Origin of the sequence: Streptomyces sp. NPDC050610, from assembly GCF_040654875.1 — a bacterium.
GTDB lineage: Bacteria > Actinomycetota > Actinomycetes > Streptomycetales > Streptomycetaceae > Streptomyces.
On sequence record NZ_JBFAIV010000023.1, the window covers coordinates 13,155 to 29,536 of the forward strand.

A 16,382-nucleotide genomic window follows, 5' to 3' on the forward strand; every position below is an offset into this window, starting at 1 on the left:
CGGCCCCGTGAACCGCGGGAGCGGCGTCCGGTACGCACGGACCGGGCGCGGCGGTCCGTACCCGCTCTCGCCGCATCCGGAGGAAAGCGCCCCGCCGTTCCGTCTACGCTTGAGCAGCGCGCCCGAGCGAGCGGGCGCGGCCGTACCCCGAGGAGATGAACCCCCAGATGTCCGGAGACCGTCCCACCATGCCGCCGGTGCGGCTGCACTCCGACGCGGAGCTCGCGCGGGACGCGCTGTCCGCGCCCCTCTTCGCGCGCGCCGCGAAACTCGCCCGCTGGGCCGGGGACGGCACCCCTGTCGGAGCGGGCGGCGAACTGCTGGCCGAGCAGCTGCGCGGCGCCGCCGAGCATCTCGGCCTCCTCGCGGACGAGGACGGGCCCGGCTACGCGGCCGAGGCCTGGCAGCTCGCCCTGGACACCGGGCTGATCGAGTTCGCCGAGGACCCGGAGGCGGAGGAGTCGGACGACCCCGACCAGCCCGCCGGCGCCGCCGCCGCGGGCGAGGAGCTGGCCACGCTCACCTCGGGCAGCCCGCAGGACATCCTCGACGTCTGGCTCGGCGGACTGGAGACCGTACTGGCCGACGCCGCCGCCCCGGACCTCGCGGACATCGTCGACCAGATCCGTGAGGGCGGCGAGCTCGACCTCGACTCGCTCGACTGGAACCCGGAGGAGGAAGTCGACTTCCTCGACGGCGTGCTCGGCAACCTCTACCTGCTGACCGCCCTCGACGAGGGCGCGGCCGACCGGCCCGTACCGCTGCCGGCGCTGGCCGCGTCCATGATCGTCCCGGATGACATGGACGAGCCGACCGACGACATCCTCGAAGAGGTCTCCGAGGCGATGATGCGCCTCGACGACCAGTTCCGGATGCTTGAGCCGACCGGCATCATCCAGTACCAGCCCGTCGACGAGGCGCTCATCGAAGAGGTCGACGGCGAGGGGCGCATCCCCCAGGACAGCGCCGCCGAGCCGCTGGGCGAGGAGGACGTCACCCGCTACGGCATGGTCGCGCTCACCCCGCTCGGCGTCTTCGCCGTACGGGCCCGGATGCTCGACGCCGGGGTCGACGCGCCGGCCGTCGGCGACCTCGCCGACAAGGGGGCCGACGTCCTGCTCGGCGCGCTGCCGGACCACCCGGAGGGCGCCGCCCGTGCCGAGGCGGAGGCGTGGCTGGCCGGCCGCGCGCCGCTCGGCGCGGCGCGCGAGCTGCTCGCGGCCGCCCGCGGGGACGACGAGGCCGCGCCCCTGCGCCGCCTCGCCTGCCAGCAGACCCTGACGCTCGTCGGGGCGGAGGCCGAGCCCGCGCTGCGGGAGGTCCTCGACGACCCGCAGCTGGGCGGGCTCGCCCGGGTCTGGCTCGCCGAGCACGGCGCGACGGAGATTCCCGAGCCGACGGAGTCGATGATCTTCTGGCTGACCGTGGACACCATTGCTGCGCAGCTGGCGGCGGAGGGGGACACGGAGGAGCTGCGGAGCCTGGTGGAGGGGCTCGTCGGTCAGCACAATGGTTTCTTCGACGCGGCGTGGCGGGTCGAGCACCCGGCCACCGCGGAGGTGCTGGAGGCGATGGGGAGGCTGCACCCGGACAAGAAGGTGGCCAAGGAGGCTCGTAAGGCCGCGTTCAAGGCCAGGTCTCAGGCGTAGGGGGTTGGTTTGTGCGGGGGCTCGCCCCCGCTGCGGTCGCCCTCAAGCGCCGGGCGGGCTGGGTTCGGTGCGGGGCGGTTCGCAGGGGCCGCCCTGCGGGCGGTGTCCTCAATCGCCGGACGGGCTTGATTGGTGCGGGATGTTGGCGAGGCGCGCCTCGTGGTGGTGTCCTCAATCGCCGGACGGGCTGAATTGGTGCGCCGGACGGGCTGGATTGGTCCGCCGGGCGGGCTTGGGGAAGCCCGCCCGGCGGCTGAGCGGCTGGCTGTCAGCACTCGTACCGGGTCGTGTGCTTGAACGACGACGACGCGCCGTCGAAGCCGTACGTGCCGCGGTAGGCCGGTGGGTTCTGGAACTCGCCGACGATGGTGATGGTGTTCGCGCACGCGCCCTGCCCGGAGCGCTTCGCGTCCAGCCTGATCTGCTGGCCTACGTAGCCGCCCGTGATGTCCCACGGGGCGCCGCAGATGCCGGAGGTGATCCGGCCGCCGCTCACGACGTGCGGGTAGGTGTTGGGGTTGTACTGCACTTCCATGGCGAAGGTCACCGCACCGTTGTGCAGGGTCAGCTTCGCCGTCGTGGTCAGGGCGTCGGCCGAGACGTCCATGGACGGTGCGGCGAACGCCTCGTCCCTCGTCTTGACCTCGGCGCCCTGCGGGTTGACGAAGCGGTGCTCGGAGCGGCTTTGGCCCTTCTTCTTCTGGGACGACATGGTCATGGGTCCTCCGCCCGTCAGGCCAGCTGCTCGGAGATCTCGACGCGCAGCAGCGCGCGGACGTTCTCGATGTGGTTGATGACCGTCACGACGGACGAGCCCGCGAAGAGCAGTCCGAGCGCGACGTCGTCCAGCGAGGTCACCAGGGAACCGGAGTCGCCACCCGCCGAGATGTTGGTGGTGAGGATCTGGTCCTTGAACCGCGCCGTGCCCGCCGTGCCGTAGTTGACGTCGATGGTCGCGTCGACCGCCATGATCCGGCCGAGGGTCAGGTTGGTGGTCCGGCCCGTCTTCTTCACCGGGTCGCCGACGGCCACATTGGCCTTGCGGCGCCAGGCGCGCGGCGCGCCGCCGAAGTACTGCTGACGCGTGGCGTCCTGGAACTCCACCTCGCCGAGTGCGCAGTCCACCACGTTGTTCTGCTGCTCCAGCGGTGTCTGCGGGGCGAACTGGATGGTGATGAACCGGTCCAGCGTCGCGATCCGGTCCGCCGGGTCCTGGCCGCCGTCGAACACGCCGGGCTGCACGATGGAGCTGCCCCGCTGCGCGCGGTTGGAGTCGGCCAGCACGTGGTTGTTGCTGAGGATGTAGTACTTGCTCGGGATGCCGAGGCCGGGCCCCGGCGGGTCGGTGGTCGCTCCCGGCAGGAAGTCGTACACGACCGAGCCGAGCGTGCCGGCCGTCACGGTCACGTTCCCGACCGAGAAGCCGGAGGGGCACGGGCGCATCCTGCGCTTGAGGGTCTGCGGCTCGAAGGAGCCGAGTTCGCGGCTGATCTCGTCCAGCAGCGGCTGGGAGAGGCGCGACAGCGACTCGGAGGCGCCGCTGTCCGGAGCGTACGAGCCCTCCTGACGTCCGCCGCCCGACATCGGACGGCCGCCGCTCTGGCGCTGGCGCTGGGCGGCGACGTGGCCGACGGCCACGACGTCGGTCGGGGTGCCGTCGTCCATCTGATGCGGGATCATGTCCCGCTCGGTCAGCATCGACTCCGGAACCTTCTGGGTCACGAAGACCAGGACCGCTTCCTGGCCGGTGGGCTCTCCGTCGGTCCACTTCACGCCGTGGCCGAAGCCGATGACGTTGGCGACCGGTGCCTGCGGACGCATGAAGTCGGACATCGCCTGCTGGCGGGAGGAGTCGCTGACCTGGCCGCCGGTGGGTCCTCGCATCATCTCGGGTCGGCTCACGCCGAACCACCTCTTCCCCGATCCTGGGCCCGCGCGGGCATGCGGACGTTCCGTCGTTCCGTGCGCGGGACCGTGTGTGCGTGGAGCCCGGCCCTGAGGGGGGCGGGGGCCGGACTCGGTGGGAGCCGCGCGTCGCGCGCGCTCCTGACGGGTGATGCAGGTAAGGGACTGTCTATTGCCGGGGCGGTCGAAGGTCAAGGGGTTCTGCGGGCAATCATGGCATTACTGGGCAGATGCCTTTGATGATCTTCTTTGTCATGGTTCTCCGGCGGCTGCCCAGGCTGAGAAAAGGTACGGATCGTCGAATGTCGGCGTGGATGTCGTGCTCTGTTCACCCGGCGTTCGGCACGGGGCGGGAGGGTGAGCGCCGCCGCCGGCCCGCCGCCGGCCGTTGGGGCACGGCGCCGTCGAGGAGCCGGGCCGCCGCACCACCGAGCGACAGATCCGGCCATCCCTGGAGACGAAGATGACGATCAGCCGCACCAGCCCCATCGGCGACATCGGCGACATCGGCCCTGTCGATCCCGTCAGCTCAGACAGCTCGGACAGCCCAGCTGGTCCAGGCGGCCCCGTCAGCCGCAGGGACTTCGCGAAGCGGTCCGCGTACACCGGCGCCGGGGTCGTGCTCGCCGGCAGCGCCGGAGTGCTCGCCAGCGCGCCCGGCGCCCTCGCCGCGGACACGGAACAGGTCGAGGCCGGGCCTTCCGACGAGCACGACCGACGCCACGGCGGGCGGGCCGGCTACGGGCCGCTCGTCCCGGACCCGGCCGGGCTGCTCGCGCTGCCCGCCGGATTCTCGTACCGCGTCATCACCCGCGCCGGAGTCACCAAGCTGGAGTCCGGCGAGTTCACCCCGTCCAACCACGACGGCACCGCCGCCTTCGAGGGGCGGCGCGGCGTGACGCTGCTCGTCAACAACCACGAGCTGGGCGGCCCGCGCGCCAAGTGGCCGCACCCGGTGCCACTGGCCGACGGCCTCGTCTACGACCCGGCGGCCGCGGGCGGCTGCACGGTCGTCGAGGTCGGCGCCCCCGGCACCGGGCCCCAGGGCCGGGGCCATGTCGCCGAGTGGGTCGGCATCGCCGGCACCTCCACCAACTGCGCGGGCGGCTGTACCCCGTGGGGCACCTGGCTGACCTGCGAGGAGACCGAGGACAAGGCCGGGCAGAACGGCATGACCAAGGATCACGGCTACGTCTTCGAGGTCGACCCGTACGACCGGCGCGCGGCGCGCGGCCCCAAGCCCCTCAAGGCCTTCGGCCGGTACGCGCACGAGGCGGCCGTCGTCGATCCCCAGCGCGGCCACGTCTTCCTCACCGAGGACGCCGCGGGCCCGAACGGGCTGCTCTACCGCTGGGCGCCGCCGCGCGGATTCGAGCACGGGCGCGGGGAGCTGCGCCGGCTGGCCGACGACGCGGGCGTGCTCCAGGCGTTCAGGTGCTTCGACTCCGGCGGCCGGTTCGTCGACGACCTCGCGCGCGCCACGAAGCCGGGCACGGTCTACGGCGTGGACTGGGTGGACGTGCCGGACCGCGACGCGCGGACGGTCCCGGTGCGCAAGCAGTTCACGGGCGGTCAGGTCACACGCGCCCGCAAGCTGGAGGGCATGTGGTGGGGCGACGGCGGCGTCTACGTCGTCTGCTCGTTCGCCCGGCAGGAGAGCCCTGTGCAGCACGACGGGCAGGTCTGGTTCTACGCGCCGAAGCGGCGCACCCTGACGCTCAAGGTGCGGCTCGGCGTCAATCCCCGCCCGGAGCGGGAGGGCGCCTTCGACGGTCCGGACAACATCACGGTCTCGCCCTACGGCGGGCTCGTCCTCGCCGAGGACGGCGAGGGCGTGCAGCACCTCTTCGGGGCGCTCGACGACGGACGTACGTACCCCATCGCGCGCAACGAGCTCAACATCGGCACCGCGGACAAGCCCGCGTACAGCGAGTTCACCGGGGTGACCTTCTCGCCCGACGAGCGAACACTGTTCGCCAACATCCAGGAGCCCGGCATCATGCTGGCGATCACCGGCCCGTGGCGGCGCCAGGGCCGTACCCGCCGCTGACGGCCGACTCCGCCCTGCCCGGCCGTGGCCCGCCCCCGCTCCGGCTCGCCCCGCTCTGGCTCGTCCTGCTCCGGCGCATCTCCCCGCGGGAATCTTGAGCGTCCGACGATGTTGATACGGACGTGAACTCGGCACTACGGACCACCCCGCTCTCCATCCTCGACCGCTCCCGCACCCGCGAGGGACGGGAGCCGGGGGAGGCGCTGCGGGACACCGTGCGCCTTGCGGGGCTGGCCGAGGAGCTCGGGTATCACCGGTTCTGGGTGTCCGAGCACCACAGCGTGCCCGGTGTGGCCGGTTCCGCCCCCACGGTCCTCGCCGCGGCGGTGGCCGCCGCGACCTCGCGCATCCGGGTCGGCACGGGCGGCGTGATGCTGCCCAACCACCGACCGCTGGTCGTCGCCGAGCAGTTCGGGGTCCTCGAATCGCTCTTCCCCGGCCGTATCGACATGGGGCTCGGCCGGTCGGTCGGCTTCACCGACGGCATCCGGCGGGCGCTGGGCGCCGACAAGGACGCCACCCGCGACTTCGCCGACCAGCTGGCCGAGCTGACCGGCTATTTCACCGGTGACCAGCGCGTACACCCCGAGGTGCGCGCGCAGCCGGCCGAGGGGCTGCGGGTGCCGGTGTTCGTGCTGGCCAACGCCGCCGGCGCGCGGCTCGCGGCCGCCGCCGGGCTCGCCCTGGTCATCGGCGACCTCCGCGGCCAGGACCGGATGACCGACGCGATCGAGCGCTACCGGGCGGAGTTCCGTCCGTCCCCGTGGCTGGCGGCCCCGTACGTCGTCATCGCGGGCACCGTGGCCGTCGCGGAGACCACCGAGGACGCCCGCCGCCTGCTGCTCCCCGAGGCGTACTCGCTCGCCCGCTCCCGTACGCAGGGGGTCTTCCCGCCGCTGGTACCGGCCGAGAAGATCGAGGCGCTGGAGCCGCGGATGACGGCGAAGGAGCGCGAGTACTACACCTCGGCCCTGCGCGGCCAGCTGCACGGCACGGAGGCGGAGGTCGCGGCCGCGCTGGGGGACGCGATCGAGCGCAGCGGGGCCGACGAGGTGCTGGTCACCACCAGTACGTACGACCGCGAGGCGCTGCGGGACTCCTACCGGCGGCTGGCCCGCGCGGCGGCGGCCTGACCGCTGAGGGCCTGACCGCTGGGGGGCTGACCGCCGGGTGCCGGGCCCCGCTGATCGGCCCCGCCTGCCGTCCCCCGCTGATCGACTCCACCCGCTGTTCCCCGCTGATCGGCCCCGCCCGTCGTTCGCCGCTGACCGGGCCCCGTCAGGCCATGGCGGCGGCGCACCGCTCCTGGCCCATCGCCGCCAGCCACTCCCGGCGCAGCCGCTCGTACTCGCGGCGCTCCATGGAGGTCAGGCCGCCTCCGCGCCGCGCCGCGGAGGCCCACAGGGCGTGGATCGCGGCGTTCAGTTCGGCGGCGTTCAGTTCGGCGGTGTTCGGGCGTGCGGCAGCGGGGTCGGAACGGTGGGTGGGCATGAGTACAGGCTAGGGGCAGGTACTGACAACGCACCCCGATATGCGGGGTGACGGTCCGCACCCGGAGCCCTCCGGCCGCCCTCCGAGGCTCCGTTCGGCACGTGCTCGTACGGCCCGTACAGCACCTTCCGCCCCGTTGACGGCAGTTCGCGCACCGATCGGGCGAACTGCCCCGGTGTCGTAAAACCCCTGCTCACGCGCGGGTTGCCGACTTTGGCGGCGGCCGTTCCGGCTCGCCGCGCGGCGGGGCCGGCGAGGCTGCGGGGTCCGCTCCCCAACACCCTTGGACGCGACGTGTCCAAGGTCATGGGTGCGACCAACGCCACACTGTTTTACGGGCGTGAACCTGACCAGTACGGGCGTACGCGCGCGTCCGCGCGCGGTGTACCGGGGTTGAACCCGGCCCGCGAACACTCCGGACGTACCGTCAACTACCGGAGCGGCGGCGGGAGCTCCGAGCCGGGCGGCGCGAATGGCGGTCGTCGCGGCCGCTGTCGGCGGAGTCGCAGTTGCCCGGGCCGTGGCTGCCCGAGTCGCCGCCGTCCGAGCTGTTACCGCCCGAGCCGTCACCGCCCGAGCCCGCGATCGACCAGGTCGTGGCCGCCACGACCAGGGCGACAGCCGTGATCTGACGGCCCGTAAGGCTCTCGTGCAGCAGCAGAGCGCCCACACCGGCCCCGACCACCGGACTCAGCGACAGCAGGATGCCGAAGGCGCGGACGCCGACACGGCGCAGGACGGTCATGTCCAGGGAGTACGGAACGAGCGAGGACAACACCGCGACCAGGAACCCGATGCCCAGCACACCCGGGTGCGCGACCACCTCGCGCCCCGCTGTCACGGCGGCCACCGGGGTCAGCACGCACGCGCCGACGGACAGGGCGAGGGCGAGTCCGCTCGCGTCCGGGAAGCGCTGCCCCACGCGTCGGCTGAGGACCACGTAACCGGCCCGGCAGAGCGCGGCCAGGGCGCCGAGCAGCAGGCCCGCCGCCGGGAGGGCCTGCCCGGGGGCCGCCAGCAGGAGCACGCCGAACAGGGCGGGCAGGGCCGCGGCCAGGTCCCGTACGCGCCGGGAGAGGGCGACCGCCAGCGTCAGCGGACCCAGCAGTTCCACCGTCGAGGCCACGCCGATCGGCAGAAACCTGATGGCCTGGAAATAGGCGACGTTCATGGCGGCGAGCGCCAGGCCGAGGGCGGCAGCGGCCCGCCGCTGCGGCCAGTCGGTCCGCAGGGGGCGCGGCCGGACGGCCACCCACATGATCACGGCCGCGAAGAGCAGCCGCATCCCCGCCAGGGCCGTGGCCCCGACCTGGTCGTACGCGCTCTTGGCCACGGCGGCGCCCACCTGGAGGCTGCATATCTGCGCCAGCACGAGCACGAGGGGCAGACGGCGGGCGTAGTCGTTCTGACGGCCGTAGCGGCTGGAACAGCTGGAACGGCGTACGGGCATGGGGCCTCCTGGCTCGGGGAGGCCGTGAGCGGCCCGGTCGCCACCATGCTGTAATCATTCAGTGCACTTCAACCATTACGGCGGCGAGGCCGCCCGGCTGGCCGCCGCCCTGGCCAACAGCAGCGCCCCCTGGGAGCCGCACGAACTGGAACCCGTTCTGGACGCTCACGGCATAGCGGACCGCCGCCTCACCCCGGCGCGGACCCGGAGCGTCTGGGAGTGGAGCCGGCGGCTCGGCGCCTGTTTCGGGGCGCAGCCGCTCGACCGGCGCTGCGAAAGGATCAACGCACTGCTGGCGGACTCGGCCAGCCGCCCGTACATCTCCCTGCACGACGGCACCCCGCACCTGCACTACAGCTCCGAGGACGCCGATCCGGCCGCGCACATCCGGGCCGTCACCGCCGCCGGACTCTCCTACGTCGCGTGCTTCGCGTCCCCGGAGCGGCTGGGGCGGTGCGCCCGCGAGGAGTGCGACCACGTGTTCGTCGACGTCTCCCGCAACGGCCGCCGCGCCTACTGCTCCCTCAGATGCTCCAACAACGACGCGGTGCGCCGTCATCGCGCCCAGCACCGGAAACCGTCCGCGGGCCCGTAACCCCTCGCCGGTCGGACGGCGGCAGGCGCGAGGGCCGCGCTCAGCGGTCGAGTGCGGCCCTCGGATACGGCAGCCGGCGGTTATCCGGCCGATACGGCGGACGGCGGTTACACCGGCCCTCGGTTATGGCAGACGGCGGTTACAGCGCCTCGGCGGCGGGCTTGACCAGGCCGCGGACCGTACGCGCCTTGACGAAGCCGCCGATGGCCGTCATGTCCCACTCGCCGGAGAACTGGCGGATCAGCTTGCACATCAGCACGCCCGTCTTCGGCTCCGAGCCCGTCAGGTCGAAGCGCACCAACTCCTCGCCGGACTGCGCGTCCAGCAGCCGGCAGTACGCCTTCGCGACCTCGCTGAACTTCTGGCCGCTGAAGGAGTTGACGGTGAAGACCAGCCCGGTCACCTCCGGCGGGAGACCGCCCAGGTGCACGGTGATGGACTCGTCGTCGCCCGCGCCCGCGCCGGTGAGGTTGTCGCCGGAGTGCTGGATCGCGCCGTTGAGGATCTGGAGCTTGCCGAAGTAACAGGCGTCGAGCATGTTGCGGTTCGGGCCGAAGGCGATGACGGACGCGTCGAGGTCGATGTCCTTGCCGCGGAACGCCGGTTCCCAGCCGAGGCCCATCTTCACCGAGAGCATGAGCGGTCGGCCGCCCTTGACGAGCGAGACGGTCTGGTTCTTCTGGAGGCTGACCTTGCCCTTGTCGAGGTTGACCTTCCCCGTCCCGGGCGCCGGAGCGCCGGGCGCCGCCGGGGGAGCGGGCGGCGGCTGTACGGGCTGCGGGGCCTGCGCCGGGCTCGGGGCCGGTGCGGACGGGGGCGGCGGCAGCGGCGCCGCGAGCCCGGTGGGCGCGGGCGCGTGCAGGGGGGCGGACGGCTGTACGGGCGCGGGCTCGGCCGCCGGCTCCTCCACGCTCACGCCGAAGTCCGTGGCGATCCCGGACAGCCCGTTCGCGTACCCCTGACCGACCGCGCGGGCCTTCCAGGCGTCGCCCCGCCGGTACACCTCGACGACCACCAGCGCCGTCTCCGCGCCCAGCCGCGGCGGGGTGAACGTGGTGATGGCGGAGCCGTCGTCGGCGTTGCGGAGCGTCGCCGTGGGCTCCGTGCCGGAGAAGGTCGCGCCCGCCGCGTCCAGGCTCGCGGTCACCACGATCTTCTCGATGCCGGGCGGCACGGCCGCGGTGTCCACCGTGATCGAGTCGCCCGCGCCGCCGGTCCCGGCGCGGTGCGTCACGCCCGGCCCGTTGGGCTGGTTGTAGAAGACGAAGTCGTCGTCGGAGCGCACCTTGCCGTCGGGGGTGAGCAGCAGGCCCGACACGTCGAGCCGCACGGGTGCGGTGACGTCCACCGTCACGCGGGCGACGGTGAGAGGGATGTTCGAGCCGGGTGTCATAGCGGTCATGTCACGGGTAACGAGCGGCCTTGCTTTGCAGTTCCATTACTTACGCGATCCTTTCGCCGGGCCCGGTGGGGGCGTTCGGCCTGGCTGCCGTTCGGGCCCGGTTGGGGGCAGGGCGAAGCGGCAGAGCGGGGCGGACAGGGCGTGCGGCGCGGGGGCCGGTCCACCGCCCGGTCAGTACGGCCAGATCGGCGGGTTGGTGCAGAAGTGGCCGCCGAGGTGGGCGTGGTCGGGGTTGGCGGGGTCGAGTTCGCCCTGGGCGGCGACGAGGGCGGGCGCGAAGGGCTCCGAATCGTCCTGCGGCTCGTACCCGAGGGCGCGGGCGGTGGAGAGGTCCCACCACAGGCGGGTGTTGGCGGAGCTGCCGTAGACGACGGTGTGCCCGACGCCGTCGGCGGTGAGGGCGGCGTGCAGCAGGCGCGCGCCGTCGGCGGGGCTCATCCAGACCGAGAGCATGCGCACCGATGTCGGCTCGGGGAAGCAGGAGCCGATGCGGATGGACACGGTCTCGATGCCGTGCAGGTCCCAGTAGAGCGAGGCGAGGTCCTCGCCGAAGCCCTTGGACAGGCCGTAGTAAGTGTCCGGGCGGCGCGCGGTGTTCACGGGGATGAGCGCGCCGGGCCCGGCCGGGGTCGGCGCCGGGCGCGGGGTGAACCCCACGGCGTGGTTGCTGGAGGCGAACACGACGCGGCGCACGCCCTCTTCGCGCACGGCCTCGTAAAGGTTGTACGTGCCCTCGATGTTGGCGCGCAGGATTTTCTCGAACGGCGCCTCCAGCGAGATGCCCGCGAGGTGAACGACCGCGTCCACGCCGCGTACGGCCTCGCGCAGCGCTTCCTTGTCGGCGAGGTCGGCGGTGATGGCGTCCGGCTCGCCCTCGATGGGCCGCACATCGAAGAGCCGGAGCGCGTAGCCGTACGCGGGCAGCAACTCGCGCATCAGGGTGCCCAGGCCGCCGGCGGCGCCGGTGAGCAGGACGGTACGGGGAGCGGGCATGGGCGGTTCTCCTCCGAGCGGGGCGGTTGCATGTGCGGACGCCATTCAGATGTGTGGACACGCTATGGAGCGGTGGCGACCGTGGTCAAGACATCCGGAACGGGCGGCGGGAGGGGCGGCGACGGGGCGACGGCGGTGGATTCGGGCCCGCGCCTCGACGCCTCGGGCCGTGCTGCTTAGGATCACCAGTACGGCATCGCGTGTCGGTCACCGACCGGGTGAGGCATGGAGGCGCCCGTGAGATTGCCTTACGGAGGCATTCCACGTATGTCAGTCGAGTTGAATCACACCATCGTCCACGCCCGGGACAACCGGGAGTCCGCCGAATTCCTGGCGCACATCCTGGGGCTTGAGGTCGGGGCCGAGGCAGGCCCGTTCATTCCGGTGGACACCAGCAACGCGGTCACCCTGGACTTCGCCGCCATCCCGGCGGAGTCGATCGTCATGCAGCATTACGCGTTCCTCGTCTCCGACGACGAGTTCGACGCCGCTTTCGGCCGCATCAAGGAGGCCGGGATCACGTATTACGCCGATCCGCACCTGAAGCAGCCCGGCGAGATCAACCATCACCACGGCGGTCGCGGGCTGTACTTCCTGGACCCGGCCGGGCACGGGATGGAGGTCATCACCCGGCCCTACGGCAGCGCCGAGGAGTAGCCGCACCGATTCCGGCCCCGGCCTCGGTCCTTGTTCCTGCTCCTGTCCCGGCTTCGGTCCCGGTGCCGTCTGTCCGTACGGCCCGCACCGGGGCCGACCCGCGTCCGGCTCATCGGTCCGAGGGCGGGGACGAGGGCGGTGACGAGGGCGGCGGTGGGTCCGGCTCCGGAGGCGGCGGTGTGCTGCCGGTCGCCGCTCGGGCGTAGCGGCGGGCCAATTGGGCGAAGGCGCGCCCCAGTTCGGGCGGGCCCACGACCTCGACGTCCGCGTCGAATCGGCCGATGGCGGCGGCCAGGCCGGGCCATGACCACGAGCCCAGGGTGAGCCGGCAGCGGTTCGGGCCGAGTTCCTCGACCAGCCCGTCGTGGACGTAGCGGTATACGTCGGCGGCGGGCAGGTCGAGGATCACCTGGCCGCGGCAGGGCCAGTCGCCCGGGCCGCCGGGGTCGTCGGAGCCGCGGAACCTGCCTGCCACGAAGGCGGCCACGTCGCCGCCGGGCACTTCGCGCGGGGTGAAGCGGGGCCCGGTGGGGGAGCGCGGGGAGACGCGGTCGGCGCGGAAGGTGCGCCAGTCCTCGCGGTCGAGGTCCCAGGCGACGAGGTACCAGCGCCCGCCCCAGGTCACGAGGTGGTGGGGCTGCGCCCGGCGCGGCGCAGCCGTGGCGGGTCCGTCGCCGCCCGCGCCCGGCGGGGAGGCCGGGGTGTAGTCGAAGCGGAGCACCTCACGGGCGTGCACGGCCGCGCTGAGCGTCATGAGCACACCGCTCTCCACCCGCGGGCACGGCTCGGCCGTCGGCTGCTGGACGGCGGTGACCTGGAGGGTGTCGATGCGGCGGCGCAGCCGCGCGGGCATGACCTGCCGCACCGTGGTCAGTGCGCGCGCCGCGGCTTCCTCGATGCCGGCGCCGGAGGCGGCGGCGATCTGGAGCGCGACGGCGAGCGCCACGGCCTGTTCGTCGTCGAACAGCAGCGGCGGCAGATCCGTGCCGGCCCCGAGCCGGTATCCGCCGTCCGGCCCCTTCACGGCCGCGATGGGGTAGCCGAGCTCGCGCAGGCGGTCGACATCGCGGCGTACGGTGCGTGGGCTGATGCTCAGCCGCTCGGCCAGGAGCGCCCCCGGCCAGTCGCGGCGCGCCTGGAGCAGGGAGAGCAGTGACAGCAGTCGCGCTGACGTCTTCGGCATGGTTCCCATACGTTCCCACACCGACCCAAGAAGCGGCCACAACCTGTCCGCTACCTCTGCGACCGTGGTCCCGTCCACACGACGAGAACGACCAGAAGGACCCGATCACTGTGACTGCCACTACCACGTCCCCCTCCGCTCTCGACGCCGAGCGGACCGAACTGATCGCCGCGCTCGCGACCGCCCGCGGCGCGCTGACCGCCACGGTGCGCGGACTGAGCGACGAGCAGGCCGGCGAGCGCCCGACGGTCAGCGCCCTGTGCCTGGGCGGGCTGATCAAGCACGTGGCGTCCATCGAGGAAGGGTGGCTGCGCTTCGTCGTCGAGGGCCCGTCGGCGCTCCGCCACGACCTGCCCGAGGGCGTCACCTGGGCCGATCTGGGCGCCGGTACCGCACGCGAGATCCCGCGGTGGGCGATCGACCACCAGAACAACCTCCAGATGCTGCCCGGCGACACCCTGGCCGGGGTCCTGGAGAGCTACGAGCGCGTCGCCGCCCGGAGCGAAGAGGTCATCGCCTCCGTGCCGGACCTCTCGGCCGCGCACCCGCTGCCGGAGGCCCCCTGGAACGAGCCGGGCGCGGTGCGCAGCGTGCGCCGGGTGCTGATGCACGTCATCGCGGAGACCGCCCAGCACGCGGGGCACGCCGACATCCTGCGCGAGTCGCTCGACGGGCACACGGCAGGCTGACGGGCGCAGGCCGGCCGAGGCGGGCCACCGCCCGCCCCGGTCCGTCCCGCCCCTGGCCCGTCCCGCCTCGTACTCGTACCGGGGCGGGCCATCTCGTACGCACGTACGTACTCGAAAGGAACAGCGCCATGACCGTCGTCCTCGACTCCCGGGCGCTCAACCGCGCCACGCTCGCCCGGCAACTGCTGCTCGACCGCGCCGGCCTGCCGGCCCTCGACGCCGTCGCGCACCTCGGCGGCATGCAGGCGCAAGAGCCGCAGGAGCCGTTCGTGGGGCTCTGGTCGAGGCTGCGCGCGTTCGACCCGGCGGAGCTGTCGGAGCTGCTGGCCGGGCGGCAAGTGGTACGGACCCACCTCATGCGCCGCACCGTCCACCTCGTCACCGCCGCCGACGCCCTGGCCTGGCGGGCCCGCCACGACGCCATGCTGCGCCAACGGGTGCTCGGGAACTACCGCCGCGAGCTCGACGGCGTCGACCTCGGCGAACTCGCCGCGGCGGGGCGGGCGGTGCTCGCGGACGGCGAACCCCGCTCGATGACCGAACTCGCGCGGGCGCTCGCCGACCGCTGGCCGGAACCGGGCCCGCGGGCGCTGGGCGAGATGCTGGTCGCGGCCCTCGTCCCCGTGGTGCAACTGCCGCCGCGCGGGCTCTGGCGCACGAAGGGCGGGGTGCGCAACGTCCCGCTCTCCTCGTGGCTCGGGCGCGAGATCGACCCGCCGGCGGTGGACGGGACCGACCCTGTGGGCCAGGCGCTGGTACGGCGCTACCTGGCCGCGTTCGGCCCCGCCGCCACGGCCGACCTGCGCGCCTGGAGCGGCCTCGCCGGGCTGCCGGCCGCGGTCGCCGCGCTGCGCGAGGAGTTGGTGAGCTTCCGCGACGAGCGGGGCCGGGAGCTGCTGGACCTGCCCGACGCGCCGCGCCCCGACGCCGACACGCCGGCCCCGGTGCGGTTCCTGCCCGCGTTCGACAACGCGATCCTCGGCTTCCAGGACCGCGGCCGGATCATCGACGACGCCCACCGCGGCCTCTCGGTCACCGGCGCCCGCGTCGTCCTCGTCGACGGACGGGCCGCCGCGACCTGGACCGCGAAGGACGGCACGGTGACGGTCGCCCCGCTGCGCGCCTTCTCCCGAGCCGAACGCGCCGCCGTCGCCGAGGAGGGGCAGGCCCTGGCGTCCTTCCTCTCGGACGGGGAGAGCGACCGGGTGGCGATGGCCCCCGCCACGTCCGGCTGAGAGCCCATGGAACGGGAAGAACGGGCCGTGCCGCCGTCGGCGCATCGGGCCCGCCGCCGGGCGTCGGGAGCCTGCGGTCAGTCCGCGTCCTGGGCCGTGTCCAGGGCCGTGTCCATGGCCGCGACCCGGGCCGTGTCCAAGGCCTCGGCGGGCAGCGCGCCGCGTGGGCCGATGGCGTCGGCCACGCCCAGGCAGGTGCCGTCGCGGAAGATGCCGAGGTCGTAGTGGACGGACTCGGCGTCGGCGGAGCGGACCGTGAGTCCGATCTCGTAGTCGCCCGGGTAGGTCACCTCGCCGAGATACTGAATCCGGTACGACCAAGGGGGCAGATCCGGCACCGGGCCCGAATCCCTCGTCCCGGCCGCGTGCATGGCGAACGCGGCGACGGCTTCGTCGTACCAGGTGGCCTGCGCCTGGAAGTTGACGTGCTGGTTGGAGTCGACGTCGCCGATCCGGGAACGCAGCGGGGCCCAGCGCGCGTAGTGGGCATGTCGCAGGCGCTCCGGGCGTGGGCGGGCAGCGGCCGGCGATCCGGCTTCCGGCAGTTGCAGTTCGGCGAGGTCGGCGGCCAGTTCGTCGGGAAGCCGGAGCGGGCCCGAGCTGTCGGCCAGGACGACGGTGGCGCCGCCGCTCCCCACCTGCTTGTCGCCGGCCATGATCGCCTGTGCGAAGGTGAACGAGGAACTCCCGATCCGGCGAATGCCGGTGTGCACCTGTACGCGGGCGCCGGTCGGGCCGGCCGGGGCGAGCCGGTCGACGCCTTGGCCGACGAGCAGGATCTGGAACGGGCCCAGTCCGCCCGTGCCGACGAGGCGTTCGAAGCGGCGCAGCCGCAGCCGGATCCGGGCGTCTTCCAGCCAGCGGGCCATGCCGATCGTGCTCGCCGAGCCGTCCCGGCCGAGATCGGCCTGGCGCACCCGGACGTCTATCGGAACGCCGAGGCTCTGATCATCGGGAGAGTTCATGCGCGTTGACCTTAGTTGACCTCAGGGGGAGGCCAATTCCGCGACCAGCCGGCTCGGACGGTGTTCGCCCGTACCGCGCGAGCAAGGCACGGACAAAAGCAGCGCGACGCCCGGCACT

Annotated in this window: 15 protein-coding genes; 7 read left to right on the plus strand and 8 right to left on the minus strand. The window is 73.2% G+C overall.

Annotation, left to right across the window (positions count from 1 at the left end; genetic code table 11):
- Positions 1-167 precede the first annotated feature (167 nt).
- Positions 168-1,649 carry a hypothetical protein gene (locus AB0I22_RS25865; RefSeq protein WP_363133288.1) on the plus strand — a complete coding sequence of 494 codons (1,482 nt, stop codon included), beginning with the start codon at positions 168-170 and terminating at the stop codon, positions 1,647-1,649.
- Positions 1,650-1,917: 268 nt separating this feature from the next.
- On the opposite strand, the gene AB0I22_RS25870 is transcribed toward AB0I22_RS25865, so the two are convergent.
- The gene (locus AB0I22_RS25870; RefSeq protein WP_363133289.1) at positions 1,918-2,367 is read right to left on the minus strand and encodes a hypothetical protein; all 450 of its coding nucleotides are present in this window, start codon (positions 2,365-2,367) and stop codon (positions 1,918-1,920) included.
- 14 nt (positions 2,368-2,381) lie between these two features.
- Positions 2,382-3,551, minus strand: a complete 1,170-nt coding sequence (locus AB0I22_RS25875) for a hypothetical protein (RefSeq protein ID WP_363133290.1) — start codon at positions 3,549-3,551, stop codon at positions 2,382-2,384.
- 466 nt (positions 3,552-4,017) lie between these two features.
- On the opposite strand from AB0I22_RS25875, the gene AB0I22_RS25880 reads away from it, so the two are divergent.
- Together AB0I22_RS25880 and AB0I22_RS25885 are read left to right on the plus strand one after the other, a co-directional pair.
- A complete protein-coding gene (locus AB0I22_RS25880; protein WP_363133291.1) occupies positions 4,018-5,604 on the plus strand; it encodes an alkaline phosphatase PhoX in 1,587 nt (528 codons plus the stop codon).
- A 122-nt stretch (positions 5,605-5,726) separates the two neighbouring features.
- Entirely contained in the window at positions 5,727-6,737 is a 1,011-nt protein-coding gene (locus AB0I22_RS25885; RefSeq protein ID WP_363133292.1) for an MsnO8 family LLM class oxidoreductase, read from the plus strand.
- A 145-nt stretch (positions 6,738-6,882) separates the two neighbouring features.
- On the opposite strand, the gene AB0I22_RS25890 is transcribed toward AB0I22_RS25885, so the two are convergent.
- Both AB0I22_RS25890 and AB0I22_RS25895 read right to left on the minus strand, forming a co-directional pair.
- The gene (locus tag AB0I22_RS25890; protein WP_363133293.1) at positions 6,883-7,095 is read right to left on the minus strand and encodes a hypothetical protein; all 213 of its coding nucleotides are present in this window, start codon (positions 7,093-7,095) and stop codon (positions 6,883-6,885) included.
- A 427-nt stretch (positions 7,096-7,522) separates the two neighbouring features.
- Complete coding sequence (locus tag AB0I22_RS25895) at positions 7,523-8,545, minus strand: EamA family transporter (RefSeq protein ID WP_363133294.1); 1,023 nt, start codon at positions 8,543-8,545, stop codon at positions 7,523-7,525.
- A gap of 61 nt (positions 8,546-8,606) precedes the next feature.
- Between AB0I22_RS25895 and AB0I22_RS25900 the strand changes: the two genes are divergently transcribed.
- Entirely contained in the window at positions 8,607-9,140 is a 534-nt protein-coding gene (locus AB0I22_RS25900) for a CGNR zinc finger domain-containing protein (protein ID WP_363133295.1), read from the plus strand.
- 139 nt (positions 9,141-9,279) lie between these two features.
- On the opposite strand, the gene AB0I22_RS25905 is transcribed toward AB0I22_RS25900, so the two are convergent.
- Both AB0I22_RS25905 and AB0I22_RS25910 read right to left on the minus strand, forming a co-directional pair.
- Positions 9,280-10,533 carry a TerD family protein gene (locus AB0I22_RS25905; protein WP_363133398.1) on the minus strand — a complete coding sequence of 418 codons (1,254 nt, stop codon included), beginning with the start codon at positions 10,531-10,533 and terminating at the stop codon, positions 9,280-9,282.
- Positions 10,534-10,713: 180 nt separating this feature from the next.
- Entirely contained in the window at positions 10,714-11,535 is an 822-nt protein-coding gene (locus tag AB0I22_RS25910; protein ID WP_363133296.1) for an NAD(P)-dependent oxidoreductase, read from the minus strand.
- A 267-nt stretch (positions 11,536-11,802) separates the two neighbouring features.
- Here AB0I22_RS25910 and AB0I22_RS25915 point away from each other — a divergent pair, with 267 nt between their 5' ends.
- A complete protein-coding gene (locus AB0I22_RS25915) occupies positions 11,803-12,192 on the plus strand; it encodes a VOC family protein (protein ID WP_363133297.1) in 390 nt (129 codons plus the stop codon).
- 109 nt (positions 12,193-12,301) lie between these two features.
- Here AB0I22_RS25915 and AB0I22_RS25920 read toward each other — a convergent pair whose 3' ends face one another.
- Complete coding sequence (locus tag AB0I22_RS25920) at positions 12,302-13,375, minus strand: WYL domain-containing protein (RefSeq protein ID WP_363133298.1); 1,074 nt, start codon at positions 13,373-13,375, stop codon at positions 12,302-12,304.
- A 110-nt stretch (positions 13,376-13,485) separates the two neighbouring features.
- On the opposite strand from AB0I22_RS25920, the gene AB0I22_RS25925 reads away from it, so the two are divergent.
- Positions 13,486-14,064: a DinB family protein gene (locus AB0I22_RS25925; protein ID WP_363133299.1), complete on the plus strand. Its 579-nt coding sequence runs from the start codon at positions 13,486-13,488 to the stop codon at positions 14,062-14,064.
- A gap of 128 nt (positions 14,065-14,192) precedes the next feature.
- Positions 14,193-15,299 carry a winged helix DNA-binding domain-containing protein gene (locus tag AB0I22_RS25930; RefSeq protein ID WP_363133300.1) on the plus strand — a complete coding sequence of 369 codons (1,107 nt, stop codon included), beginning with the start codon at positions 14,193-14,195 and terminating at the stop codon, positions 15,297-15,299.
- A 77-nt stretch (positions 15,300-15,376) separates the two neighbouring features.
- Here the strand turns inward: AB0I22_RS25930 and AB0I22_RS25935 are convergent, their stop codons facing one another.
- Positions 15,377-16,264: a hypothetical protein gene (locus AB0I22_RS25935; RefSeq protein WP_363133301.1), complete on the minus strand. Its 888-nt coding sequence runs from the start codon at positions 16,262-16,264 to the stop codon at positions 15,377-15,379.
- Positions 16,265-16,382: the final 118 nt, after the last annotated feature.

What these genes read in the sequence shown, in the direction of transcription:
- AB0I22_RS25865 (WP_363133288.1), top strand. Translation starts at nt 168, where the DNA reads ATGTCCGGAGACCGTCCCACCATGCCGCCGGTGCGGCTGCACTCCGAC.
- AB0I22_RS25870 (WP_363133289.1), bottom strand. Translation starts at nt 2,367, where the DNA reads ATGACCATGTCGTCCCAGAAGAAGAAGGGCCAAAGCCGCTCCGAGCAC.
- AB0I22_RS25880 (WP_363133291.1), top strand. Translation starts at nt 4,018, where the DNA reads ATGACGATCAGCCGCACCAGCCCCATCGGCGACATCGGCGACATCGGC.
- AB0I22_RS25890 (WP_363133293.1), bottom strand. Translation starts at nt 7,095, where the DNA reads ATGCCCACCCACCGTTCCGACCCCGCTGCCGCACGCCCGAACACCGCC.
- AB0I22_RS25895 (WP_363133294.1), bottom strand. Translation starts at nt 8,545, where the DNA reads ATGCCCGTACGCCGTTCCAGCTGTTCCAGCCGCTACGGCCGTCAGAAC.
- AB0I22_RS25905 (WP_363133398.1), bottom strand. Translation starts at nt 10,533, where the DNA reads ATGACACCCGGCTCGAACATCCCTCTCACCGTCGCCCGCGTGACGGTG.
- AB0I22_RS25910 (WP_363133296.1), bottom strand. Translation starts at nt 11,535, where the DNA reads ATGCCCGCTCCCCGTACCGTCCTGCTCACCGGCGCCGCCGGCGGCCTG.
- AB0I22_RS25915 (WP_363133297.1), top strand. Translation starts at nt 11,803, where the DNA reads ATGTCAGTCGAGTTGAATCACACCATCGTCCACGCCCGGGACAACCGG.
- AB0I22_RS25920 (WP_363133298.1), bottom strand. Translation starts at nt 13,375, where the DNA reads ATGCCGAAGACGTCAGCGCGACTGCTGTCACTGCTCTCCCTGCTCCAG.
- AB0I22_RS25930 (WP_363133300.1), top strand. Translation starts at nt 14,193, where the DNA reads ATGACCGTCGTCCTCGACTCCCGGGCGCTCAACCGCGCCACGCTCGCC.
- AB0I22_RS25935 (WP_363133301.1), bottom strand. Translation starts at nt 16,264, where the DNA reads ATGAACTCTCCCGATGATCAGAGCCTCGGCGTTCCGATAGACGTCCGG.